This is a genomic window from Nitrosomonas sp., assembly GCF_022842015.1.
Classification (GTDB): domain Bacteria; phylum Pseudomonadota; class Gammaproteobacteria; order Burkholderiales; family Nitrosomonadaceae; genus Nitrosomonas.
The window spans coordinates 1-24,998 of the sequence record NZ_JALHQJ010000035.1; the positions used below are offsets into that span (position 1 = coordinate 1).

General features: G+C 42.3%; 21 protein-coding genes and 5 tRNA genes. 11 read left to right on the forward strand and 15 right to left on the reverse strand.

Annotation, left to right across the window (positions count from 1 at the left end):
• The first annotated feature begins 50 nt into the window (after positions 1-50).
• From Q0C11_RS08090 to Q0C11_RS08100, 3 genes are all read left to right on the forward strand, one after another.
• Positions 51-127, forward strand: a tRNA-Pro gene (locus tag Q0C11_RS08090).
• A gap of 36 nt (positions 128-163) precedes the next feature.
• Positions 164-240 (forward strand) — tRNA-Arg (locus Q0C11_RS08095).
• Between the two features lie 72 nt (positions 241-312).
• Positions 313-388: transfer RNA gene (locus tag Q0C11_RS08100), tRNA-His, on the forward strand.
• Between the two features lie 325 nt (positions 389-713).
• Here Q0C11_RS08100 and Q0C11_RS08105 read toward each other — a convergent pair.
• Positions 714-1,307 carry a CDP-alcohol phosphatidyltransferase family protein gene (locus Q0C11_RS08105; RefSeq protein WP_293007053.1) on the reverse strand — a complete coding sequence of 198 codons (594 nt, stop codon included), beginning with the start codon at positions 1,305-1,307 and terminating at the stop codon, positions 714-716.
• 19 nt (positions 1,308-1,326) lie between these two features.
• The gene (locus tag Q0C11_RS08110) at positions 1,327-1,812 is read right to left on the reverse strand and encodes a CDP-archaeol synthase (protein ID WP_293007054.1); all 486 of its coding nucleotides are present in this window, start codon (positions 1,810-1,812) and stop codon (positions 1,327-1,329) included.
• Between the two features lie 69 nt (positions 1,813-1,881).
• Between Q0C11_RS08110 and Q0C11_RS08115 the strand changes: the two genes are divergently transcribed.
• Positions 1,882-2,634: an endonuclease/exonuclease/phosphatase family protein gene (locus tag Q0C11_RS08115; protein WP_293007055.1), complete on the forward strand. Its 753-nt coding sequence runs from the start codon at positions 1,882-1,884 to the stop codon at positions 2,632-2,634.
• A gap of 2 nt (positions 2,635-2,636) precedes the next feature.
• Here the strand turns inward: Q0C11_RS08115 and lon are convergent, their stop codons facing one another.
• The 11 genes from lon to Q0C11_RS08170 all read right to left on the reverse strand — a co-directional run bounded on the left by lon (position 2,637) and on the right by Q0C11_RS08170 (position 15,393).
• Positions 2,637-5,051 carry an endopeptidase La gene (lon, locus tag Q0C11_RS08120; protein ID WP_293007056.1) on the reverse strand — a complete coding sequence of 805 codons (2,415 nt, stop codon included), beginning with the start codon at positions 5,049-5,051 and terminating at the stop codon, positions 2,637-2,639.
• A 118-nt stretch (positions 5,052-5,169) separates the two neighbouring features.
• Positions 5,170-6,447 carry an ATP-dependent protease ATP-binding subunit ClpX gene (gene clpX / locus Q0C11_RS08125; RefSeq protein WP_293007057.1) on the reverse strand — a complete coding sequence of 426 codons (1,278 nt, stop codon included), beginning with the start codon at positions 6,445-6,447 and terminating at the stop codon, positions 5,170-5,172.
• Between the two features lie 64 nt (positions 6,448-6,511).
• Positions 6,512-7,153, reverse strand: coding sequence for an ATP-dependent Clp endopeptidase proteolytic subunit ClpP (gene clpP / locus Q0C11_RS08130; RefSeq protein WP_293007058.1), 642 nt, complete (start codon positions 7,151-7,153; stop codon positions 6,512-6,514).
• A 1-nt stretch (position 7,154) separates the two neighbouring features.
• On the reverse strand, positions 7,155-8,459 hold the full coding sequence (gene tig, locus Q0C11_RS08135; RefSeq protein ID WP_293007059.1) for a trigger factor: 1,305 nt from the start codon (positions 8,457-8,459) through the stop codon (positions 7,155-7,157).
• 107 nt (positions 8,460-8,566) lie between these two features.
• Positions 8,567-8,651 (reverse strand) — tRNA-Leu (locus Q0C11_RS08140).
• 74 nt (positions 8,652-8,725) lie between these two features.
• On the reverse strand, positions 8,726-9,472 hold the full coding sequence (locus Q0C11_RS08145; RefSeq protein ID WP_293007060.1) for a YciK family oxidoreductase: 747 nt from the start codon (positions 9,470-9,472) through the stop codon (positions 8,726-8,728).
• A 158-nt stretch (positions 9,473-9,630) separates the two neighbouring features.
• Positions 9,631-11,280 carry a chaperonin GroEL gene (gene groL / locus Q0C11_RS08150; RefSeq protein WP_293007061.1) on the reverse strand — a complete coding sequence of 550 codons (1,650 nt, stop codon included), beginning with the start codon at positions 11,278-11,280 and terminating at the stop codon, positions 9,631-9,633.
• Between the two features lie 54 nt (positions 11,281-11,334).
• Complete coding sequence (locus Q0C11_RS08155; RefSeq protein ID WP_013648311.1) at positions 11,335-11,625, reverse strand: co-chaperone GroES; 291 nt, start codon at positions 11,623-11,625, stop codon at positions 11,335-11,337.
• Positions 11,626-11,916: 291 nt separating this feature from the next.
• On the reverse strand, positions 11,917-12,996 hold the full coding sequence (mnmA, locus tag Q0C11_RS08160) for a tRNA 2-thiouridine(34) synthase MnmA (RefSeq protein WP_293007079.1): 1,080 nt from the start codon (positions 12,994-12,996) through the stop codon (positions 11,917-11,919).
• A 4-nt stretch (positions 12,997-13,000) separates the two neighbouring features.
• On the reverse strand, positions 13,001-13,456 hold the full coding sequence (locus Q0C11_RS08165) for an NUDIX hydrolase (RefSeq protein ID WP_293007062.1): 456 nt from the start codon (positions 13,454-13,456) through the stop codon (positions 13,001-13,003).
• Positions 13,457-13,575: 119 nt separating this feature from the next.
• Positions 13,576-15,393 (reverse strand): ATP-binding protein, encoded by a 1,818-nt coding sequence (locus Q0C11_RS08170; RefSeq protein ID WP_293007063.1) that lies wholly within the window; start codon positions 15,391-15,393, stop codon positions 13,576-13,578.
• 272 nt (positions 15,394-15,665) lie between these two features.
• Between Q0C11_RS08170 and Q0C11_RS08175 the strand changes: the two genes are divergently transcribed.
• Positions 15,666-15,755: transfer RNA gene (locus tag Q0C11_RS08175), tRNA-Ser, on the forward strand.
• Positions 15,756-15,990: 235 nt separating this feature from the next.
• Here Q0C11_RS08175 and Q0C11_RS08180 read toward each other — a convergent pair.
• The gene (locus Q0C11_RS08180) at positions 15,991-16,209 is read right to left on the reverse strand and encodes a hypothetical protein (protein ID WP_293007064.1); all 219 of its coding nucleotides are present in this window, start codon (positions 16,207-16,209) and stop codon (positions 15,991-15,993) included.
• 665 nt (positions 16,210-16,874) lie between these two features.
• On the opposite strand from Q0C11_RS08180, the gene Q0C11_RS08185 reads away from it, so the two are divergent.
• The 4 genes from Q0C11_RS08185 to Q0C11_RS08200 all read left to right on the forward strand — a co-directional run bounded on the left by Q0C11_RS08185 (position 16,875) and on the right by Q0C11_RS08200 (position 22,896).
• Positions 16,875-17,213, forward strand: a complete 339-nt coding sequence (locus tag Q0C11_RS08185; protein ID WP_293007065.1) for a transposase — start codon at positions 16,875-16,877, stop codon at positions 17,211-17,213.
• 31 nt (positions 17,214-17,244) lie between these two features.
• A complete protein-coding gene (locus Q0C11_RS08190) occupies positions 17,245-18,453 on the forward strand; it encodes an acetate/propionate family kinase (protein ID WP_293007066.1) in 1,209 nt (402 codons plus the stop codon).
• Between the two features lie 144 nt (positions 18,454-18,597).
• Entirely contained in the window at positions 18,598-20,988 is a 2,391-nt protein-coding gene (locus tag Q0C11_RS08195) for a phosphoketolase (RefSeq protein WP_293007067.1), read from the forward strand.
• A 534-nt stretch (positions 20,989-21,522) separates the two neighbouring features.
• Positions 21,523-22,896: an ammonium transporter gene (locus Q0C11_RS08200; RefSeq protein WP_293007068.1), complete on the forward strand. Its 1,374-nt coding sequence runs from the start codon at positions 21,523-21,525 to the stop codon at positions 22,894-22,896.
• Between the two features lie 70 nt (positions 22,897-22,966).
• Here Q0C11_RS08200 and Q0C11_RS08205 read toward each other — a convergent pair whose 3' ends face one another.
• Complete coding sequence (locus Q0C11_RS08205; protein ID WP_293007069.1) at positions 22,967-23,323, reverse strand: helix-turn-helix domain-containing protein; 357 nt, start codon at positions 23,321-23,323, stop codon at positions 22,967-22,969.
• 136 nt (positions 23,324-23,459) lie between these two features.
• Between Q0C11_RS08205 and Q0C11_RS08210 the strand changes: the two genes are divergently transcribed.
• Positions 23,460-24,161, forward strand: coding sequence for a glutathione S-transferase family protein (locus Q0C11_RS08210; RefSeq protein ID WP_293007070.1), 702 nt, complete (start codon positions 23,460-23,462; stop codon positions 24,159-24,161).
• Positions 24,162-24,526: 365 nt separating this feature from the next.
• On the forward strand, positions 24,527-24,919 hold the full coding sequence (locus Q0C11_RS08215) for a hypothetical protein (RefSeq protein ID WP_293007071.1): 393 nt from the start codon (positions 24,527-24,529) through the stop codon (positions 24,917-24,919).
• The last annotated feature ends 79 nt before the right edge of the window (positions 24,920-24,998 follow it).

Below are 24,998 nucleotides of genomic sequence, written 5' to 3' on the forward strand. Positions count from 1 at the left end.
TGACGAGAAATTGACGTTTCCAGCCTAAGAAGGTATAGTGTCGCCTTTTCCGGGGTGTAGCGTAGCCTGGTAGCGCGCCTGGTTTGGGACCAGGATGTCGGGAGTTCAAATCTCTCCACCCCGACCAATTTTTAGCCCTAATATTTAGAGCAAACCCGACTCGGTGCCCGTAGCTCAATCGGATAGAGCACCAGCCTTCTAAGCTGGGGGTTACAGGTTCGATCCCTGTCGGGCACGCCATAAATATTTCTTCAATATGTGGTTAATTGCCTATTCAGTTTGTGTAGAATAACCACAGTACGTGTTTCTATGGTGGCTGTAGCTCAGCTGGTAGAGTCCCGGATTGTGATTCCGGTCGTCGTGGGTTCGAGTCCCATCAGTCACCCCAAAAGATCAATAACTTACAAAGATAAAAAGATAGTTTTGTAAGATGCGTCGAATGATATTATTTTTTTAATTGTAATTTAATGAAAAATAACCACATGATTCAATGGCTACTAAAGGTAGCAGTTCTTTTTATTGTGCTGACACTGATAATTGCATTAGGGAAAGCACTTAAATCCGACAAAGACTTAGAAAACAGAATATTTTCTAGTATCTCTTATCACGCAAATCCTCTTCTGGATATCTATTTTACGAATAAGAAACACTTCCACCAGGGCTAATAACAATCAGAAAAACCATTACAAAAACAAATTAGTGCGAGGATATAATCACATACTGTTATGCGTGCTCTTGTTATTTCTTAACACCTGCCAAACTGTTCTGACATTCACGCGCTGACGGCGAATCAGTAGTGTGATCGCAATTTCTTCTATGGCTGCATATACGCAAAACAAAGTGGCTATTCTAAAAGGCCAGTCTAATATTTCAGCGAACAGCAAGACATAGCTGATGGCGGTTATGGCTACAGCGATCTTTACACTCCAGGTATGGTAGCTGATTATTGTATGAAATTTAATAAGGCCGACTAGAACAGGCAAAGTAAAGCTAAGAACAATGATGATAAAGTAGAATTTCTCGCGCAGCATGATATCTGGCCATAATATCCAAGCGCATATCGCCATTGTTGAATAGATAATAAAATCCCCCCAACTATCAAGACGAGACCCTAATGTGGTTGCTTGATCTAATATTCTAGCAAGCAATCCATCAAGCACATCAGTAAAAATCGCAAGTAACAGCACGCCAAAAAACCAGTAGGGTTGCTGTTTGAATGCATAATAAAACATCACCGGGGCCAATAATATCCGGATCACGCTGACCAAGTTAGGTAGATTAACTATTTGTTCTTTAGTACGACGCATAACAATAACCCGCTGACAATCAGCAGGGCTTTCTGAGTAACCGCCAGTGATAGAGAAAATACGTAATAATCATGTCAATGACAGTAAACGCAAAAACCAAAAATAAAATACCTAACAAAGATAGGTTAAAAATCTGCATCATCATCAGCGCGGGAATAAGCGATTCCGGGATTTGATCAAGCAATGGCGCTTTGCTGCTTGGTGCCATTCCCAATCGACGTTTGACAAAACTGGAGAATAAATCCCCGGAAATTGTGCCAATAGCAATTAAAATACCAATTTCTGCAGTGTAATCAAATGTCAAAACAGCAATGGGCGAAATGAGCAATGTAGCGAAAATACCTCGCCAAGTTTTTGAGGTTCCAAATATAGGGTTGCCATCTGCCATTTTGGCACCAAAATCAACAGCGGTATTCAACTGATTATTGAGTAGCATTCGCGCCAATATTGGCGCGCCATTTGCGATTATAATTATGAATAATAGCTGAAGTAATTCGATCGTCATTGATGATTCAGTTAATTAATGATGCCGAATTTGTTTGACTCATAGAAAACGGCAAAATTCAGGAATCATATGGCTAGCACATCGCTAAAAGTTTTAACCTATAATATTCACAAAGGATTCAGTGCAACGAATTTGCGTTTTATTCTTCATGAAATAAAGAATTTTCTACGCCATATTGATGCTGATATCGTTTTTTTACAAGAAGTGCATGGTGAACGCAGCATATCTAATCAGCGATTTGATAATTGGCACAATACCCAGCAGTTTGAATTTCTTGCCGATCAAGTTTGGCACCACTATGCTTATGGTAAAAATGCCATTTATAATTCCGGGCATCATGGCAATGCAATATTAAGTAAATATCCAATTATTGAATGGGAAAATATTAATGTTTCAATGCTACGATCGGCGAGTAGAAGCCTGCTGCATGGAGTAATTAAAATTCCCGAAACCCATCAGCGCATCCACATCATTTGTATTCATTTCGGGTTATTTGGTCACGAAAGAGAGCGTCAACTTTCGACGTTGGTTAAACGAATCAGCACGCATGTTTCATCCAATGAGCCGTTAATTATTGCAGGCGACTTTAATGATTGGCGAGAACAAGCCGAACGCTATTTACATCGCGACCTCGGCGTCAAAGAGGTATTTAAAATCACCCGTGGAGCTTACGCACGCACATTCCCAGCGTGGATGCCTGTATTGTCAATGGATCGCATCTATTATCGAGGGCTCGATATTATCAACTGCAATCGCCTGCACGGTCAACCTTGGCACCGACTGTCAGATCATATTCCGCTTCTTGCCGAATTTAGACTTTAATTTTAATGCTTAATAACTGTTTCTATTAATTTTTCTTCGTTACTCGATGGCAAAGCTGGTTGTACAATCGGAGTAGAATGCAGCTCTGGTTTATGTTCCAGTGCTAAATCAATCACCTGATCTATCCATTTAACAGGATAGATAGTCAAATTATTTTTAATATTTGGGCGAATCTCGACTAAATCCTTCACATTTTTTTCGGGAATAATCACCGCCTTAATACCACCTCGATGTGCTGCTAACAATTTTTCTTTTAGTCCGCCGATCGGTAGTACTTCACCTCTTAAAGTAATTTCACCTGTCATTGCGATATCAGCCCGCACCGCAATATTTGTTAGAGCTGATATCATCGCAACGCAGATACCGATACCTGCGCTAGGCCCATCTTTCGGCGTTGCACCTTCTGGAAGGTGTATGTGAATATCATTTTTTTGGTAAAAGTCCTCGGGGATACCTAACAGATGAGATCGAGCCCGAACTACAGAAAGAGCCGCCTGAATAGACTCCTGCATCACTTCTCCTAATTTACCCGTTGTAATAGTTTTCCCTTTTCCTGGTAATACCGCAGCTTCTATGGTCAATAACTCGCCCCCGACTTCTGTCCAGGCCAATCCGGTGACTTGTCCAACTTGATTTTTTTCTTCTGCAACGCCATAGGTATAGCGCCTAATTCCAAGGAATTTATCCAGATTACGTGACGTAACAGAAATTTTACTTTTTGTTTTCCTAAGTAATAGTGCTTTTACAGCTTTTCGGCAAATTTTTGAAATTTCTCGTTCCATTGCACGTACACCGGCCTCTCTCGTGTAATAACGCGCAATATCCCGCAATGCAGAATCAGAAACCATTAATTCGCTTTCTTTAATACCATGGTTCTGCATTTGTTTAGTTAATAAATACTGCGTAGCAATATTTAATTTTTCCTCTTCCGTATATCCTGATAATTGAATTACTTCCATGCGATCAAGCAGGGCCGGAGGAATATTTAGTGTATTTGCTGTCGCCACGAACATGACATCTGACAAATCATACTCAACCTCAATGTAATGATCCACAAAGGTACTATTTTGTTCTGGATCAAGGACCTCCAGTAAAGCTGAAGATGGATCCCCACGAAAATCCATACCCATCTTGTCAATCTCATCAAGCAAAAATAATGGGTTCTTGACACCTACTTTGCTCATATTGTGCAAAATCTTACCCGGCATAGACCCAATATAGGTACGTCGATGCCCACGAATCTCAGCCTCATCACGTACGCCACCCAGCGACATCCGCACAAATTTTCTATTGGTTGCATGAGCAATTGATTGCCCAAGAGATGTTTTACCCACACCAGGCGGACCTACCAAACAAATAATCGGCGCTTTCATTTTACTTACACGCTGTTGTACTGCCAAGTATTCGACAATTCGTTCTTTAACTTTTTCAAGACCATAATGGTCTTTTTCAAGAATAGCTTCTGCTGATTTTAAGTCACTATTAATTTTGTTCTTTTTCTTCCATGGCAATGCAACCAACGCATCAACATAATTTCGAACTACAGTGGCTTCTGCCGACATCGGAGACATTAAGCGAAGTTTTTTTAATTCTGATTCAGCTTTTGCCAAAGCATCTTTAGGCATTTGAGCGGATTTTATTTTTTTCTCAATCTCTTCGATATCCGCACCATCTTCACCTTCACCCAACTCCTTCTGAATGGCTTTTACCTGCTCATTAAGATAATAATCCCGTTGGCTCTTTTCCATTTGCCGCTTTACTCTACCGCGAATACGTTTCTCTACTTGTAAAATATCGAGCTCAGTTTCCAGCAACCCTAGTAAATGTTCCAGACGTTTAGTTACCTCAAAAATCTCCAATATCTCTTGTTTCTGCTCGAGTTTTAATGGCAAGTAGGCTGCTATTGTGTCGGCCAATCGCCCTGCCTCATCAATACTACTGAGAGAAGTAATGATCTCTGGCGGGATTTTCTTATTAAGTTTCACATATTGATCAAACTGAGCCAGAATAGCCCGTCGCATTGCTTCGGCTTCGGAATCATCTGTAGAGTCAGGCAACAATATTGGCGATGCCCTGCCAGTAAAATGAGTCCCGGAATCAATAAACTCTAAAATATTTGCTCGATGATTACCTTCCACTAGAACCTTGACAGTTCCGTCTGGTAATTTAAGCATCTGCAATAAGCTAGCAATGCTACACACTCCATATAAATCTTCAGGAGCAGGGTCATCTTTGGAAGCTATTTTTTGAGCAACAAGCAGAATATTTTTATTTGCCTCCATTGCGATCTCAAGCGCTTTAATCGATTTTTGTCTTCCTACAAATAATGGAATAACCATATGAGGAAAAACGACTACGTCGCGCAATGGTAATAGCGGCAATACCAATTGTTCAGAGTCTTCGAGTAATGAAATCATATCAACTCACAAATAAAGTTTACAATTAACAGTATACATATGTGCTATAAGAAAAAATTCAAGCTTAAATAACACTACATTTATTTCTACTGAAATTGTTAAATAAGTTTTTTAGCAATTATTTAGAACGTTTCGCAACTTTAGGTTGGTCCGAATAAATCAAAATTGGCTTAATGTCATCATTAGTCGAGTTGTAATCAATAACTACTTTTGTAACATTCTCTAATGATGGAAGATCATACATAATGTCTAGCAATATTTCTTCTAGAATAGAACGTAAGCCGCGGGCACCCGTTTTACGTGTCATAGCTTTCTTTGCAATTGCCTTAAGTGCTGGTTCCCGAAATTCGAGGTCAACACCTCCTTCCATGTCAAACATTTTCCAATATTGTTTAACAAGTGCATTCTTCGGTTCAGTCAATATCTGAATTAATGCAGCTTCATTCAACTCTTCTAAAGTTGCGACAACTGGCAGGCGTCCAACGAACTCAGGTATTAACCCGAACTTGACCAAATCTTCTGGTTCAACTTGCTTTAATACTTTATTTACATCCTTTCCTGCAGGACCCCTTACTTCAACGCCGAAACCAATCCCACCCTTCTCGGTACGTGTCCTAATTACTTTATCAAGTCCATCAAATGCACCACCACAAATAAACAGAATATTAGTGGTATCAACTTGAATAAATTCTTGGTTTGGATGTTTTCTTCCACCTTGTGGAGGAACCATGGCAATAGTCCCTTCAATCAGCTTTAAGAGCGCCTGCTGAACTCCTTCGCCAGAAACATCGCGTGTGATTGATGGGTTATCCGATTTGCGTGAAATTTTATCAATCTCATCAATATAAACAATGCCTCTCTGAGCTTTTTCCGCATCGTAATTACATTTCTGAAGTAATTTCTGAATAATATTCTCAACATCTTCACCGACATAACCCGCTTCCGTTAAAGCAGTGGCATCGGCCATAATAAAAGGTACATCCAAGAGTCGAGCCAAAGTTTGCGCAAGTAATGTTTTACCAGAACCTGTGGGGCCTACCAACAAGATATTACTTTTTGACAGCTCAATGTCTTCAACTTCATCTGACTTCGGTATATTTCTTAGACGCTTATAGTGATTATAAACGGCCACAGAAAGAATCTTCTTCGCAGACTCTTGTCCGATGACATATTGATCTAATATCTGGCAGATTTCACGTGGTACAGGTAAGTTTGATTTAACAAGCTTCGTTGCTTCGTCTCCTTGCATTTCTTCACGAATTATGTCATTGCAAAGATCAATGCATTCATCACAAATAAACACCGAGGGTCCAGCAATAAGTTTCCTCACTTCATGCTGACTCTTGCCGCAAAAAGAACAGTAAAGAAGTTTCTCACCACTAGCTTTGTCTGGCATATTTTTTCCTACACTAATTGAGTTTAAATACCCGTGATTAAAAAATTTGCGTATAAATATTTACTTAATTTGTACTATCATTCCTACGAGATAAAACTGCATCCACCAAACCATAATTTACAGATTCTATTGCACTCATAAAATTATCACGATCCGTATCTTTTTCAAGATCAGATACTGATCGCTCTGTATGTTTAGCCATAATCTCATTTAAGCGTGATTTTAGATAAAGTATTTCGCGCGCATGTATTTCAATATCCGAGGCCTGACCTTGAAAGCCTCCTAGTGGCTGATGAATCATAACTCTTGAATTTGGCAAGCAATAACGTTTACCTTTCGCACCCGCAGTCAACAATAGCGCTCCCATGCTTGCAGCTTGACCGATGCACAGCGTGCTAACATCAGGTTTAATATATTGCATCGTATCATAAACTGCCAAACCGGAAGAAACCATGCCGCCTGGTGAATTAATATAAAAAAAGATATCTTTTTCTGAATTCTCTGATTCTAAAAACAAAAACTGAGCAACAACTAGATTCGCACTTGCTTCAGTGACGGGGCCAACAAGAAATACGACTCTTTCCTTTAATAAGCGTGAATATATATCATAAGCACGCTCCCCCCTACCACTAGTCTCTATGACCATAGGGATTAACCCAAGATTTCTAGGCTCTACATCACGGATATTATCAAATATTTGTGTCATCTTAAGATATCCCCATCAACTCATCAAATGTAATAGTTTTATTGATTAATTTAACTTGATCAAGCGCCCAATCGACAATATTTTCTTCTAGTGCTAACGATTCAGCTTCTTGTAGACGCTCTGGGGAAGCGTAGTGCCATTTAACAACTTGTTCAGGATTCTCATAACTTTGCGCCGCGTTTTCTATTATGCTCCGAACATGCGCTGGATTATTTTTAATAGAATGTACTTTGACAAGCTCTGCTAAAATTAGTCCCAATTTGACGCGATATTCAGCTTTTTCTTTAAATAACTCAGATTTCAAAGATATTTCGTTTGCTTTTATCCCTCGTGCTTCAAAGTCACTTTTGGCATTTTGCAATAATCTATCCATTTCTTGATTAACCAGAACGGCGGGCGCTTCAATTTGAGTTGTTTCCAAAATTGCCTTCATGACCTGTTCTTTAAGTTTTGACCTTGAGCGCTTAGAGACTTCACGTTCGAGATCCTTTTTTATCCCTTCACGCAACTTCTTTAAATCTCCATCCGGGACACCCAGTGATTTAGCAAATTCTGCATCCACTGATGGCAATATTGGCGCTTCCAGCCCATTCATTTTCACTTCAAATGTAACTGTTTTTCCAGCAACGTCTTTACCATGGTATTCTTGAGGAAAAACAACATCAAATGATTTATGATTTCCAGCTTTCATGCCTATCAGGGAATTTTCAAAGTCTTTTAGAAATTTCCCATCCCCAAGTATTAATTGAACATCGTCGGCTTTTCCGCCTGCAAAATCATCTCCGTTGATAACACCGTGATAATCTATCATGACTCGATCACCTTTTATTGCTGCGCGATCAATAGGTTCATATATCACACGTTGCTTACATATCATGTCAATCGTTTTATCAATATCAGCTTCGCCGACTTGCACATCAGGTTGTTCGATATTTTGATTACTCAAATCACCAAATGTGATCTCAGGATAAACTTCAAATGTTGCACTGACTGTATAAAGCGCGTCATGTTCATTCGCCAATTTGTTTTCAAAACGAGGGGAGCCAATAATTTTTAAATTATTTTCCTTAACGGTGTCTGTAAATTCTTTGTGAATTGCATCATTGATCACATCCTGCTGTATCTGCACACCGTACATTTGTTTAACTATTGTTAGCGGAACTTTTCCAGGACGGAAACCATGAAACTTGGTTGTCTTTGCTAGCTTTTTTAAGCGAGTATCAATTTCACCTTGCAATTTTTCAAGAGAAATTGAAATATCGAAGCGACGTTCCAGTGCGCCGAGGTTTTCTACATTTGATCCCATTAAAAAATTCCTGATTGATTAATTTTTTTCAACATAATTTGAATACTAACTGTGTTATTTATTGAGCAACATTTACGGACAGCAGCCTAATGCTAACTTAATTACTTTGGTGCGAAAGGGGGGACTCGAACCCCCACACCTTTCGGCGCCAGAACCTAAATCTGGTGCGTCTACCAATTCCGCCACTTTCGCATATCATTACATTTATTATCGATTATACCTTCTAATCCCGCTAGCCGCAGCCTGATCATTCGATTCTTTATCAATTAACACCAGATTGTCTGACCACTTACTTCCCTGCTGTCCAATCCCATCAAATACAAATATACTGCCATCAACTCATCAGGTTGACGCATCTTTTGTTTTATTTCACCCGGGTGTGTAATCACGCGCTGCGGTGAATTCACCAAACCAGGTATAACTGTATTAATGCGCAAATTCGGCATCTGCTCCAATTCATCAGCCTGTATCTTGACTAATGCTTCCAGACCGGCTTTTGCAACGGCAAAACCACCCCAGTAAGCCGATGGATTATGTCCGTGCGTACTTGATGTAATAATAATGCTCGCATCAGGAGAAGCTTTAAGTAGCGGCAAACATGCTTTTGTTAATGCAAAAGGAGCTATCAAATTAACCTGCAACAAAGCTCGCCATTGCTCCATTGTTTGATGCTCCAGCGGGCTTAAACCAGGCAGATAGGTTGCGTTATGCAAGACTCCATCCAGACGCCCGAGTTGCTGCGCTACTGCATGTGCCAGAGCAAAAAAATCCTTTTCATCAGCGCGCTCCAGATCAAGCGGATAAATTAGAGCTTGCGCTTTACCGATGGTTTCTATTTCATCGTAAACACTTTCCAATTTTTTTACTTTACGGCCATGCAGAATTACCGTAGCCCCATGATTCGCATAAGATAATGCTGCCGCACGCCCTAGCCCCTGCCCTGCGCCCGTGACAAGAATCACACGATCCTTCAAAAGATCTTTAGGTGCAGAATAATTTTCTAATTTATTCATATTCAAAAATTTATCACGAATAAGTATTTTTCAAGAAAAATATAACGCCTGATAAATATCTCTATTTCTCTCGTTAGCTAGATAGACATAAAAAAACAGACCTCAATATAAGATTGAAGTCTGTTTCATTCAAAAGACAGTATATAAATAAGGATACATTACATATCCATACCACCCATTCCACCCATGCCACCCATACCGCCCATGCCACCACCGGCTGGCGCGTCATCCTTTGGCAATTCAGCAACCATTGCGTCAGTGGTTAACATCAAGCTTGCTACTGAAGCTGCATTCTGCAAAGCAGAACGAGTTACTTTGGTTGGATCCAGAACACCCATCGCAACCAAGTCACCATATTCACCAGTTGCAGCGTTGTAGCCAAAATTTCCTTGACCCTCAGCCACTTTATTGACAACAACAGACGGCTCATCGCCACAGTTTGTTACAATTTGACGCAAGGGCTCTTCAAGTGCACGCATAACAATCTTTATACCTGCATCTTGATCGTGATTATCACCTTTTATTTTCTTCACAATCGGAACCACGCGCAACAATGCTACACCCCCTCCAGGGATAACGCCTTCTTCCACGGCAGCGCGTGTTGCATGTAGCGCATCTTCAACCCGAGCCTTCTTCTCCTTCATTTCAACTTCAGTAGCAGCACCGACTTTAATGAGTGCAACACCTCCAGCAAGCTTAGCTACACGCTCCTGCAGTTTTTCTTTGTCATAATCACTGGTAGCTTCTTCAATTTGAGTACGAATTTGCTTGACGCGGCCTTCAATAGCAGCACTATCGCCTGCGCCATCGATAATTGTAGTATTTTCTTTACCTACTTCAATGCGTTTGGCTTGACCCAGATCATTTAATGAGGCTTTCTCTAGCGTCAAACCAACTTCTTCAGCAATAACCGTACCACCAGTTAAAATTGCAATATCTTCAAGCATCGCTTTGCGGCGATCGCCAAAGCCAGGCGCTTTGACTGCACAGGTTTTTAGAATGCCCCGTATATTGTTTACAACTAATGTTGCAAGTGCCTCACCATCAACATCTTCAGCAATAATTAATAATGGCTTGCCTGCTTTTGCGACTTGTTCCAACACCGGTAATAAATCACGAATATTAGAAATTTTCTTGTCATGCAGCAAAATATATGGGTTATCTAACAGCGCATTCTGTTTTTCCGCGTTGCTCACAAAATAGGGCGACAGATAGCCGCGATCAAATTGCATACCTTCAACGACTTCCAATTCATTTTGCAATCCCGACCCATCTTCTACTGTAATTACGCCTTCCTTACCCACTTTATCCATTGCATCTGCAATGATCTTGCCAATTTCATCGTCAGAATTTGCAGAAATACTTCCAACTTGCGCAATTTCCTTTGCTGTCGTACATGGTTTTGACAACTTCTTTAACTCATCAACCGCTGCGGTCACTGCTTTATCAATCCCGCGCTTGAGATCCATTGGATTCATACCGGCCGCTACATATTTCATGCCTTCTTTTACAATAGATTGTGCTAATACGGTTGCAGTGGTTGTACCATCGCCGGCCACATCAGATGTTTTGCTAGCCACTTCTTTTAACATCTGCGCGCCCATATTCTCAAACTTATCTTTTAATTCGATTTCTTTGGCAACGGATACGCCATCCTTCGTGATAGTAGGCGCACCATATGAGCGATCCAGAACAACATTTCGTCCTTTAGGGCCTAATGTTACTTTTACAGCATCGGCTAAAACATTTACACCGGCTACCATTCTATGGCGCGCTGAATCACCAAACTTCACTTCTTTTGCTGACATAATTCTCTCCTAATCTCTCAATACATTATTCTTGCGTGTCATTGAACTAATGGATTAACCTTCAATTACACCCATAATATCTTCTTCTCGCATGACTAAAAGTTCTTCGCCTTGAACCTTGACGGATTGCCCGGCATATTTGCCAAATAACACTTTATCGCCGACTTTCACTTCCAACGGGCGGATTTTTCCATCATCTCCGACTTTTCCTTTGCCTATTGCCAGAATCTCGCCTTGATCTGGTTTTTCTGCTGCACTATCAGGAATAACAATACCTGAAGCTGTTTTGCGTTCATCTTCTAATCGCTTTACGATCACACGATCATGTAAAGGGCGAATTTTCATGCTGTTCTCTCCTTTGAAAATTAACAAACTAATATCCGCGCAATAAATGCACATCATTCTTTTAACACTACTAAGACAGTCAGGGTTCTAATATTGGGATTACCATTAGCACTCCGCAACCACGAGTGCTAATAGTAGGGTTTGTGATTCAAAATTTCAAGAGGGAAAAATAATAAAATTATAAAATTAATCTAACAATATGAATTTAAGCACAAATATCCAACACAACAAAATAATTCTTTAGTTATATCATAGAATCTTTTGTAATTGAGAATAATGAGGCGTCCAGAATCATTGCAATATGACTCCTCCCCCCAAGCATACTTGACTCTCATAAATCACAACGGATTGCCCTGGGGTGATTGCCCATTGATTTTGGGCAAACTCTACTTGACAGTACTCACGTGACAGATTTGTAATTGTGCAAGGCGCATCAGTTTGGCGATAGCGTGTTTTTGCAGCGTAAACCCAATTGCAATGCGGATGTTTTTCATCGATCCAAGTTAAATTGATTGCTTTCAGGGAGGGACGAAATAAATCTGGATGATTATGACCCTGCACAACAATCAATCGATTCCTGGCCATATCTTTGGCTGCCACGAACCATGGTTCATCGCCACCATCCCGAATGCCCCCAATCCCCAATCCCTGTCGCTGCCCTATGGTGTAGTACATTAATCCGATATGCTGGCCAATGACTTTTCCATCAGTTGTTTGAATTTCGCCAGGTTTGTGCGGTAAATAACGATTAAGAAATTCACGAAACGGACGCTCGCCAATAAAGCATATGCCCGTACTGTCTTTTTTAGAGTAATTCGGGAGCTTCAACTCCCTGGCTATTTTACGCACTTCGCGTTTATAGAGATGACCGATTGGAAAGAGCGACTTAGCAAGTTGTGCTTGATTCAAGCGATACAAAAAATAACTTTGATCTTTGTTTCCATCTTCACCTTTTAATAATTGAAAAACGCTACCCGCTTTACGCACCCTGGCATAATGACCTGTTGCGATATAATCAGCACCCAATTTATTTGCATGATCCAGAAATGCTTTAAATTTAATCTCAGCATTGCACAATACATCGGGATTCGGTGTGCGTCCGGCTTGGTATTCTGCAAGAAATTGTGAAAATACACGCTCTTTGTATTCGGTAGAAAAGTTCACAATTTCTATAGGAATATCAATAACGTCAGCAACCGATACGGCATCTAGAAAATCCTGCCGGGAAGAGCAATATTCATCGGTATCATCATCTTCCCAATTCTTCATAAATAACCCTACAACATCATAGCCTTGTTGCTTCAGCAAATATGCAGCTACAGATGAATCAACACCACCAGACATGCCGACGACAACACGACACTTCGTCATCACCTTAGGATTCATAATGCAACATCAATTCCAATGGGTAGCGCTTACCGGCAAGGTGGTCACGAATACATTGCATAACCAGCGGACTACGATGACGCTGAATCGTTTGATTAACTTCATCAAAACCAAACCAAGACGCCCGTAAAATGCCTGTATCGAGCTTCCGTTTGGGATCGTGATGTGTAACACGCCCGCCAAACGCAAATCGAAGATAGGTGGTATCTGCACGATGTGAATGCCACTGATATACACCCAATACATATTCAGGCTCGAAGGTATACCCAGTTTCTTCCAGTGTCTCCCGTACCGCTCCCTGAACGATAGATTCTCCTGGATCCAGATGCCCCGCCGGTTGATTTAGAAACAATCCGCGACCTGTTTCAGGCTCCTCCTCCACCAGTAAATATTTGCCATCTTGCTCAACAACAACTGCAACCGTTACATTAGGTTTCCAAATCATAATTCCTCAAATAATAAAAATTAACTGCCATTTAGCAAGGTACTTAATAATCAGCGTTAATCCGATATTGCTTATTATCGCACTGGAGCACGCACTTCTGTTACGACAAATCAGAATTCTCAAATGCCCTCACGCCATGGCGAACGTATCGAAACAAATTGTTGTAATATCTGATTAAGCTGCGCGACGTCGAATGGTTTACTGAGATGCTCATTCATACCAGCAGCAAAACATTCCTGCCTGACATGATCAAAAGCATGGGCAGTTAATGCAACAATTGGAATCGGCACAGCGTTTTTCTCCTGCTCAAGCGCACGTATTCGTCGTGTGGCCTCAAACCCATCCATCACAGGCATATTGCAATCCATTAAGATCAAATCAAAATGATGAAATGTGAATGCGTTAATTGCCTCCGCACCATTATTTACAATAATAACCTCACAATTTAACCGCTCCAGCATTGCTTTACTGACCAATTGGTTCACATCATTATCCTCAACGACTAAGACACGGGCACGAAACTCGGTAATAGCTATAGGCTGCTTTGAAGTTAATTGGCTTTGCTGAGAAATCACGGTATCAACAGCTGCATATTTAAGAGGAATATGCGCACAAAACTCTGCGCCCTTACCAATTTCACTGGATACAGTAATTGAGCCCCCCATGAGTGATAACAAATTACGTGTAATCACAAGGCCTAGTCCAGTACCTCGAATATGTTGTGTAGATTCCCCTACTTGTGAAAATTCCTGAAACAAACGCGCCTGGTCCTCGGTTGATATACCTACCCCAGTATCTGCAACGATAAGCTCTACCTCAACTCCACTTTGATCTGCAAGGGGGTAACAATCGATTTGTAATTTAACTTCCCCCTGAGCAGTAAATTTAAACGCGTTACCGAGTAGGTTAAATAAAATTTGTTTAATGCGATCAGGATCACCAACAAGATTAAGGGATAGATTACATTCGAAACTCACAATAAAATTCAGTGGTAATTCTCTGGCTTTGGCGCAAAACAGTAAATTCACTTCATCAACCAGTGCACGAAGGTTAAATGGCCGATTAGCCACTTTGAGTTTATGCGCATCTATTTTCGCAAAATCAAGAATATCATCGATGACTCGTAACAGAGTTTTCCCAGAATTACGAATTACGCTCAGATAATTTCTTTGCTCCGAATCAAGTGAAGTGGTTGCCAGAATTTCAGTCATCCCAAGTACACCGTTCATTGGCGTCCTAATCTCATGACTCATGGCCGCCAAAAATGCCGATTTAGCTTTATTCGCATTCTCCGCTTGTAAGCGGGCATATTCCAGATCAACAGCTTGTTTTTCCAACTGCACAGCTTGTTGCCGCGCAACCCAATAATTCTCATGCTGCAGCTTGCCGTTATGTACAGAAAAAAAGAAATAGGCAAGTCCAATTACCATCAATACCCAACTACCTTCTCCTGGGATAAATAATACTAAGCTTGAAAGACTGGGCAGATAAATTATCACTGCATAGACGAGCATCAACCGAATGCGAGGTGAAGTAGCCGCTATACCACCTGCAACAAAACCGACTGTCGAAATAACCGCTAAAGTAACGCTGCTATCCAGAATATTAATGGATAGGAATATCCATATCAAAAAGATAGTCCAACCTAATGCCGTTGTGATATAGATCGTTGAGATCGAATATTCGATCTGTTGCTCATTTCTGTCGAATAAAATCAATGCACGCCTATAAACTACAAAACGTGATATCGCCAGAATTACAAACAGAGCAACAAAGAGCGCAATATAAGGCTGCGTGCGCAGCACAGGAGACATCAGTACGATAGCACCGCAACACAAAACATAAAACAAACCACCCAAACGCATGCGTCGCGCCATATCTTGATTGGTGCTGATACGTACCTGCTCTAGCTTTGCTACTCCTGGATCCGACCACATACATCTGCTACCTTTCAGAATACGCTTTTTCTATGCCAAGATTGAGTCAAAAAATTCATCGAGATAGTACCAATAAAAATCAGCAAATATAAAAATTCATTAATAATTCATAAAATTACATTCTTGAAGTCAGAAAATTCAATATGACAATCATAAAGAATAAATAACATTAGCTCCAATAATTCTTTAACTTAACTGATAAATTAGATGTTCGACAACTAGCCAAGAAGCACGCTAAAAGGTATGATTCGGCCTGCAGGTTTTGCAAAAAAGGAGGCGTGGCCGAGCGGTTTAAGGCAGCAGTCTTGAAAACTGCCGTAGGGGTGACTCTACCGTGAGTTCGAATCTCACCGCCTCCGCCATTACCGCATCCATACAAATCCAAAGCCAAAGCAATCCACGACAAGCTACTCATCAAGCCAATCTATCCCGTAGAAATTCAGAATAATCCGTTAGAAGCCAATAAAAAATGTAAGACCTTTGCACAACTGCGCAAATTTGCTGTGATAATGAGAGAAATATCCAAATGACATTTGTTATGCGTGTCATTTTGGCAAAAAATTAAGTTTTTCCTCTTCTTAAAGGGAGTTTTTTCCCTTATGCAGCATTTGGACGGACTACTCCCCTTGGTGGCTTGTCCACGAAAATTTTGTTGGCAGCTTTTTTTAGATTCATGCAGATGCTTTTCAGCATAACTTGGGCGTTTACTTTTGCCGTGCCAAAACACTGTTCAACAATATAGCGTTTTTTGCTGATCAATTTATTCGCCAGCTCCTGGCGTGCCGAGAGCGGTTTGTTCCTGTACGCGTGATGCATGATTGCGCTCTTGATTTTGTGCTTTCTTAGAAACTGCCCATTGGCGTTGCTGGCCGATCCGGTTAGGCGTGAAATCCTTAGAGAAAGTGCAATTAAATGCTAAAGATACCGTTGGATATCGCGCCTGACAATGAAGCCATCAGCAAGCACGACTCATCTACCGCGACAAGTGACCAAATGATCAAAACTCATGATCGATACCGGGTATATGCCATAATGCAGCAAACCCAAAGGAATCTAAATGATTCCCATCATATTCAACATTCATAAGGGAACAAAATTCAGTAAGGTTGCATTTCTGATTTTGGATCGCTCGATTAAAATATCGTTGCTGTAACGCCCACTAAGGCCGAATATCAGCAGTCCTACCATACAAAACAAGCCAACTAATATGGCCGCCAAGAAAAATTTGGCACGGATTGAGTACTCTCGCTGTGTCATCTCACGATGCGAATCTATCGCAATTACCCTTTGCTTCTTAATTTCGCCTGGATTCGTATGACTTGGATGCAAAAAAGCACCACCGCCGCCGCCACGAAAGCAGAATTTCCGGTTAAAACCATTTAGCGCATCATAATAATCGAGGACTTTGCACGGTTAGAGTTATTTTCAAGCGCGGATTATGATATAATAACGTTTTAAATCATATTGTTGAGTTAATTGATATGAGTTTCTCAGAGTTTGATGTCACCCGCCGCACTCGCAAAAGAAACTTCTTCAATCAAATCGATTACTTGATTGATTGGAAACCGATAGAAAAAGCTATCGCCGAACATCATGCGCCCACATCTGATGCCGCAAGCCGTCCTGCCTATCCGGCTCTGCTGCTGTTCAAAATGTTGTTGACAGGAATCTGGTACGGCAGACTCAGTGATGAATCAGTTGAAGACATGGCTAACGCGAATCTGCACGTGATGCGGTTTTTGGGCCTAAGTCTGGAAGACGATGTTCCGGATCATTCGGTACTGTCATGTATCCGACTACCAATTCAACTTATGTTGTAATGCTGTTGAATATTTAGCAAGGAAACGTGTTATGTCTGGTGCAACACTTGTTATCAATGCCGGTTCATCAAGTATCAAGTTTGCTGTTTTCTCTTTGGCGGAAAATAGTGTTTCACTGCGCATGATTTATCGTGGTGAGATAGCAGGTATTGGAGGCCGCCCCCACTTCACTGTTCATGATTGTACGGGCGAGATAGTGAGTGCAGCGAAACAATCACTAGTTACTGAAAAGATTCGAAGCCATGCAGATGCATTTTTCGTTTTATTCGATTGGATTAATCATAGCCTCAGTGAATTTCGATTTATTGCAGTTGGTCACCGTGTGGTTCATGGCGGCGAAAAATATTCAATCCCGGTGGTTGTGAGCGAAGAAATATTATGCAATTTAAAAGAATTTATTCCATTGGCCCCATTGCATCAGCCCTATGAGATAGCAGCAATTGAGACCCTGACTCAGCAACAACCCGAGATGCCCCAGGTTGCCTGCTTTGATACCGCCTTTCATCGAACCCAACCTATAGTCGCCCGACAATTTTCTCTGCCCAGGGAATTTAGACAACAAGGAATCCTGAAATATGGCTTTCACGGTTTATCGTATGAATATATCGCGAGTGTATTACCTGAACATTTAGGTAGCGCTGCTGAAGATCGTGTTATCGTTGCTCATCTCGGCCATGGTGCAAGCATGTGTGCGATGAAGGCTCGCAGAAGTGTTGCCACTACCATGACTTTCAGCCCTCTGGACGGATTACCCATGGGCACGCGATGTGGTGCGATCGACCCCGCAGTTGTACTTTATCTGATGAAAGAAAAGGGCATGGATATCGATGCCGTTGCTGACTTATTAAATTATAAGTCCGGTTTGCTGGGTGTTTCGGGTATCAGCGGCGATATGCGCGAACTCCTGGCCAATGACAACCCACATGCTGCAGAAGCCATCGATCTATTTGTGTATTGTGCAGGCCGCGAACTGGGTTCGCTGGCCGCAGCTCTGGGCGGGCTGGATGCGCTGGTGTTTACCGCGGGTATCGGCGAACATTCCGCCGTTATTCGAGAACGGATATGCCGGGAAGCAGCCTGGCTCGGTATTCGTGTTGATGAAACGGCAAATGCGGCAAACAGCCCTCGAATAAGCACAGTGGATAGCTCAGTGTCTGCCTGGATGATTCCAACTAATGAGGAGCTTATCATCGCCGAACATACTGTTCGAGCCATAGGTGAAAGTCCGTATAGTGGGTAAGAAAGATACATGTTAACCATGATCATGGTTTGCATAGTTTGTAGGGATACTTAGAAATATCCTTTTGACCGTCGTGTTTTTTCTTCAGGCCATAGAAGGAAAACTGGAGCCAGACTAATTCCAAATTGTAAGGAACAAGAATTGATGAAAACGGGAGCCCAATTAATTGACCAGCGCAGCCCATTGTCTGCTGAGGAGTTACGCAAAATTAACGCTTACTGGCGCGCGGCGAATTATCTGTCCGTCGGTCAAATCTATCTACTGGATAATCCGCTATTAAAACAACCCTTAACGCTTGAACATATCAAACCAAGATTGCTCGGCCATTGGGGCACCACGCCGGGTTTGAATTTTATTTATGCGCACTGCAATCGCGTTATCAAGGCACAGGATTTAAACATCATTTACATCACAGGCCCCGGTCACGGTGGCCCGGGTCTGGTGGCCAACACATGGCTGGAAGGAACATATAGCGAGGTCTATCCAAGTGTGGCGCAAAATGAAGCGGGTATGAAAAAGTTATTCAAACAGTTTTCATTTCCCGGGGGCATTCCCAGTCATTGTGCGCCGGAAACGCCGGGGTCAATTCATGAAGGTGGAGAACTGGGTTATTCTATTGTACATGCCTATGGCGCTGTGTTTGACAACCCTGATCTGATTGCTTGCTGTGTAGTCGGTGATGGTGAAGCTGAAACCGGCCCACTTGCTGCCGCGTGGCATTCAAATAAGTTTTTAAACCCAATTCATGACGGCGCAGTGTTACCTATTTTGCATTTGAATGGTTACAAAATTGCAGGCCCAACGGTGTTGGCGCGCTTAAGTCATGAGGAATTGGAGAGCCTGTTCATTGGTTATGGCTACAAACCTTATTTTGTTGAAGGATCAGACCCCGAGATCATGCACCAGCATATGGCGGCCACACTGGATACCATTATTGCAGAAATAATAACTATTCAACGCGAAGCACGTAGCAACAGTGTCACTGTCCGCCCACGCTGGCCGATGGTTATCCTGCGTAGCCCAAAAGGTTGGACCGGCCCTGAGGAAGTCGACGGCCAGAAAACCGAAGATTACTGGCGCTCGCACCAGGTTCCATTGGCTGAAATGGCGACAAAACCGGAACACATCAAGTTGCTCGAACTATGGATGCGAAGCTATCAACCGGAAGAACTTTTCGATAACAACGGCACCTTGATTGAGGAACTGGCAGAGCTGGCGCCTAAAGGTGTACGCCGTATGGGTGCCAACCCGCATGCCAATGGTGGTCTGTTGCTCAAAGACTTAAACATGCCGGATTTTCGTGATTATGCGGTCGAAGTGTCCAAACCCGGACAGGTCATGGGTGAAGCGACCCGCGTAATGGGTACCTTGTTGCGCGATGTCATGCAGCTTAATGAGAGCGCCCGGAATTTCCGCGTTATGGGGCCGGACGAGACTAAATCTAATCGTCTCGGTGCTTTGTTCGAAGTAACTAATCGCACCTGGATGGCGGAAGTGCTACCTGAAGACGATCACCTTGCACCGGATGGCCGCGTAATGGAAATTCTTAGCGAACACACCTGTCAGGGTTGGTTGGAAGGGTATCTGCTCACCGGCCGTCACGGCTTGTTCTCTTGTTATGAGGCATTTATCCATATTGTTGATTCAATGTTTAATCAACATGCGAAATGGCTTAAGGTGAGCAAAGAAATTCCCTGGCGTCAGCCCATCGCTTCATTGAATTATTTGTTGACCTCTCACGTCTGGCGGCAGGACCACAATGGTTTCTCGCACCAGGACCCGGGTTTCATTGATCATGTCGTCAATAAGAAGGCCGATATCATTCGTGTTTACTTGCCACCTGATGCCAATACGCTATTGGCTATCACTGACAAATGCCTGCGCAGCCGTGACTTCATCAATGTGATTGTCGCAGGCAAACAACCGCAGCTGCAGTGGCTCGATATGGATGCCGCGATTAAACATAGTATGGCAGGTATCGGCATTTGGACGTGGGCGAGTAATGATCAGGACGCCGGGCCGGATGTGGTGATGGCTTGCGCAGGCGACGTCCCTACTCTTGAAACGCTGGCTGCGGTGGATTTATTGCGCCAGCATGTTCCAGATATCAAAATACGCGTGGTTAATGTCGTGAATTTGATGGCGATGCAACCACAGGAAGAGCACCCCCATGGCCTGTCAGACAAGGATTTCGATGCCTTGTTTACCACCGACAAGCCAATTATTTTTGCTTACCACGGTTATCCCTGGTTGATCCATCGATTGACTTACCGTCGCAACAATCACAAAAATTTACACGTACGCGGATACAAAGAAGAAGGCACCACCACCACGCCATTCGATATGGTCGTACTCAACGATCTGGATCGTTTTCATTTGATGGCGGATGTGATCGATCGGGTACCAAAACTCAGTCCGACAGGGGCATATGTGAAGCAGTTTGTTCGTGATAAGCTCATCGAACATCGCCAATACATCACCACCCACGGTGAGGATATGCCAGAAATAACTAATTGGGAGTGGCCTTATCCGTAAACTACGAGTTACGGTTCTGAGTCATGGGTATTCAACATAAAAGTACGTAACGCATCATGGTATTCTTGCTATGCATTTGAAAGTAAATCAATATTATCTGGCAGATTCAAATTATAAGTGCAATTTCTGCTGGTTGTTTGATTTAACTTACCGACAGTCCGAAGAATACCCCATGCGGGGTTCTAAATCCAAGCACCTTGCGTGGGCGGTCATTGAGTCTATCAACAGCCCACTGCACTTGTTCCTCGGTAACGTTCGTTTATTTGGAACGGGGACTTAGGTTCCCGTTTTTATGAAGTATTATGAATTAACAATAACCCATGGTTCTGTAACGCGTCATCCTGCAAAATACCGTAGTGGACTCCTCTGGGAGTCTGTCGTCTTCATAATTATTTCCCTAACCCCTATTGTCTTTAAGGTAATTAAAGTTCACACTCTCGATGGGGTTTTTATAATTTCAATATATCCTACGCCCCTTCCTCTGAATTTCGTCGAGGATTAACCCGAGAAATCACTAAAATAAGGAAGAATCACATGAATAAAAGCTTTAATTCGATACTATCAGGAGCAATCGGTCTGCTTCTCCTGGGTTTCAGCGGCTTAGTCAGTGCAGAAACACCCGCTTTAAGTGAAGCACGTGTTGTCGCGCAATATAATTATATTATTCATATTTTAGCCATGCTGTTGATTGGCTTTGGTTTTCTAATGGTATTTGTACGCCGCTATGGTTTTGGTGCAGTAACCGGCACCTATTTGGTTGTTGCGGTAGGACTCCCTCTCTACATTCTATTACGTGCAAACGGTATTTTTGGGCATCAGTTATCACCGCATACGCTTGATTCGCTGTTATTCGCCGAGCTATCCGTTGCCACAGCCCTTATCGCCATGGGTGCGGTATTGGGCCGTTTACGCGTGTTTCAGTATGCTTTGCTGGCACTGTTAGTTGTTCCACTTTATCTATTGAACGAATGGATTGTGCTTGATGATGCATTCGGCTATACCACAGGGTTTCAAGATACCGCCGGCTCGGTTGTCATCCATGCTTTCGGCGCCTATTTTGGGTTGAGTATGTCGATTGTTTTAACTACAGAATACCAACGTAGCAAACTGATTGAATCAGATCATACGTCGGATCGTTTTGCCATGTTGGGATCCATGGTGCTGTGGTTGTTCTGGCCCAGCTTTGCCACTGCACTCGTGCCACTAGAGAACATGCCACAAACCGTAGTCAACACCTTGTTAGCATTATCAGGTGCAACTATCGCCACTTATTTCCTAAGTTCTAAACTGCATAACGGCAAGACCTCCATGGTGGATATGGCCAATGCTGCATTGGCCGGTGGTGTAGCTATCGGCTCTGTCTGCGATGTAGTGTCTCCTACCGGAGCCTTCGGTATCGGCTTGCTCGCTGGCGCACTTTCCGTCTTAGGGTATGTATTTTTGCAACCGTTACTGGAGTCAAAATTTAAAATCGTGGATACCTGCGGCGTGCATAACTTACACGGAATGCCCGGGTTACTAGGCGGTCTCAGTGCTTTCCTGATAGTTCCCGGGATTGCGATTGCGCAATTTAATGGCATCATGATAACGCTTATCATCGCGATTGTTGGCGGCTTGATCGCAGGTGCCATTATCAAGGCAACGGGTACCACACGTGAACCCTATGAAGATAGCGTAGAGTTTACGCACCTTGCAGGCCCCGAGACAGAGAAACTTCCCGAACAACTACAAACACGTGTCGAAGCTCTGGAAATTCATTCCTCTGCAGCTAAACCGCAATTTCCAATGGAATCTCCTGAAACCAAGGCATTAATTGCAAGATTGGAATCTCGAGTTATGACGTTAGAAAACAATATTGCTGCAACGCAAAATCGTGACGCTGGCGAGAAACCGAATCCCACCGCATAATTTGTCCTGTTTAGCACCCCGGAGTTTGTTGCGGGGTGCTTTGGATGATACAAAATGGGCGACTACAATTTCACACATGCGCCGTAAAAACTTTTGTGCCTGGATAATAGGTCCTTCCCCATTCTGCTAGAGTTTGCAATACCATCCGCAAATCTTCCCCTTTTGCTGTTAACACATATTCGTATCGTATCGGTTTTTTCTGATATACCTGCTGCGTTAAGAGACCAGCAGCCTCCAGTTTTTTAAGCCGATTCGCCAATATATTTGTAGCAATTTGCTCCGGTGATTCCAGGAATTCTTGATAGCGTTTTTTACCCAACAGCAAATCCCGGATAATCAACAAAGTCCATTTATCTCCTAAATGATCCAACGCACAAGCTATCGGGCAGCAAGATCGCTCATGGTTTCGTTCGTCATAATCAGCCATCAGCCATTAATCTCTATATATAAAAAGTGAGTCCCTGTAATATCGTTACTGTCACTTGCCATTAACAAGCTTATGCGATAAAGTGACTTGCATTATACAAGCATATGCTCAATTAATCATTGTTAGGATTGCAGACATGCTCAAGCTTTATCAATTTGAACGTACTTGGAATATTCCAAACTTAAGTCCTTTCTGCTGCAAAATAGAAACTTACTTACGAATGGCTGACATTGACTATGAAATTGTACCTGTATTACCTATCGGCGCGCCCAAAGGAAAACTACCCTACATTGAAGACAACGGTAGAATTATCGCGGATTCACGCTTCATTGTGACTTATTTAAAGTCTTCGTATACGAATTTAGATGAAGATCTGAACGATGCTGAACTGGCAATATCAATTGCCATGCAGCGCTTACTCGAAGAACATTTGTTTTGGGCCGTGCTCTATTCGCGCTGGCAATATACGGATGAAAACTGGAAAATAAACAAAAAAGCGATTTTTGGAAGATTGCCGCCTGTTATCAGGGATATCGTTGCCAATCGAACACGCCGCAAAATCCAACGGCAAATTTACGGTCATGGCACCGGCAGACACCAGGCGGAAGAAATCTTTGCGCTGGGCAAGCAAGATCTGGATGCACTATCTGCAGCGCTAGCAAACAAAAAATACTTCCTGGGTGATCAACCCACAACACTTGATTCATCTGCATTCGGACTCCTCATCAATATCATCGGTTGCCCGATCGAGTCGCCGCTTAAAGATTATGGTTTAACAAAAAAGAATTTGAGCGATTATGTTAATCGGGTTAAGCACGAATTTTATCAGAACTTATAAAGTTCTTTGCTAAGCATCATTCTCTCTCGAAAGGAAATTCAATTCCCCTTTACAATGTAAAAATATTTCTGGTCCGTCCCATAAATAACATACATACGCCCTAATCTGACAGCACAGTCGCACATTCCTAGCTTCTATTTCGCACCATCAACCAAATTTTGGATCATCAGGCTCAATTCAAACATAACAATAGATTAAGAATTACCTTGCTTAATAGTTACAGTTTTCTTACAAATTCATTGACAAATGAGAAATATTTATGTACATTTGTTTTGCGTGGGAAATAATTACACGCAGAGGGAAGGAAGCGCATAAAATTATTATCAAGCAAAGAATTTACAAATATTATTTTTAGGAGAATAACCATGAAATTAACTATGATAAAAACCTCAACAGCTTTGGCCGCTATATTAGCGGTATTAGTAACATCACTACCTGTGGCGGATGCAAATGCAGCCAGTATTCGCGTAAAATGCGAAACAAGAGCCAATCAATCCAAAGTTTCTGTAGATGGAAATAATCTGGCCGCAGGAAACTACGTTGCTAAAATCATATCTGGCAGTCACACAAAAAAATCCCCCTCCAAGCATACTGTAGGAGATGAAGTCGAATTTGATTTTGATAGTGATCCAGGAAATGTTGCAGCTGGAGCTACTCGCATCGGCCGCAATTTCATTCAAGGACAAGTAACTGGACAACTCATCAATGAGCAAGGATTTACAGTAGCTCAAGCGACTAGGGCTTGCCGCTCAAGGTAAGAATCGGAAGCTATTAGTTACTAATTTGCAAGTCCGAGTAGTCAAAATCAAGCCTTGAAGAACACCATTATCCCCTCTG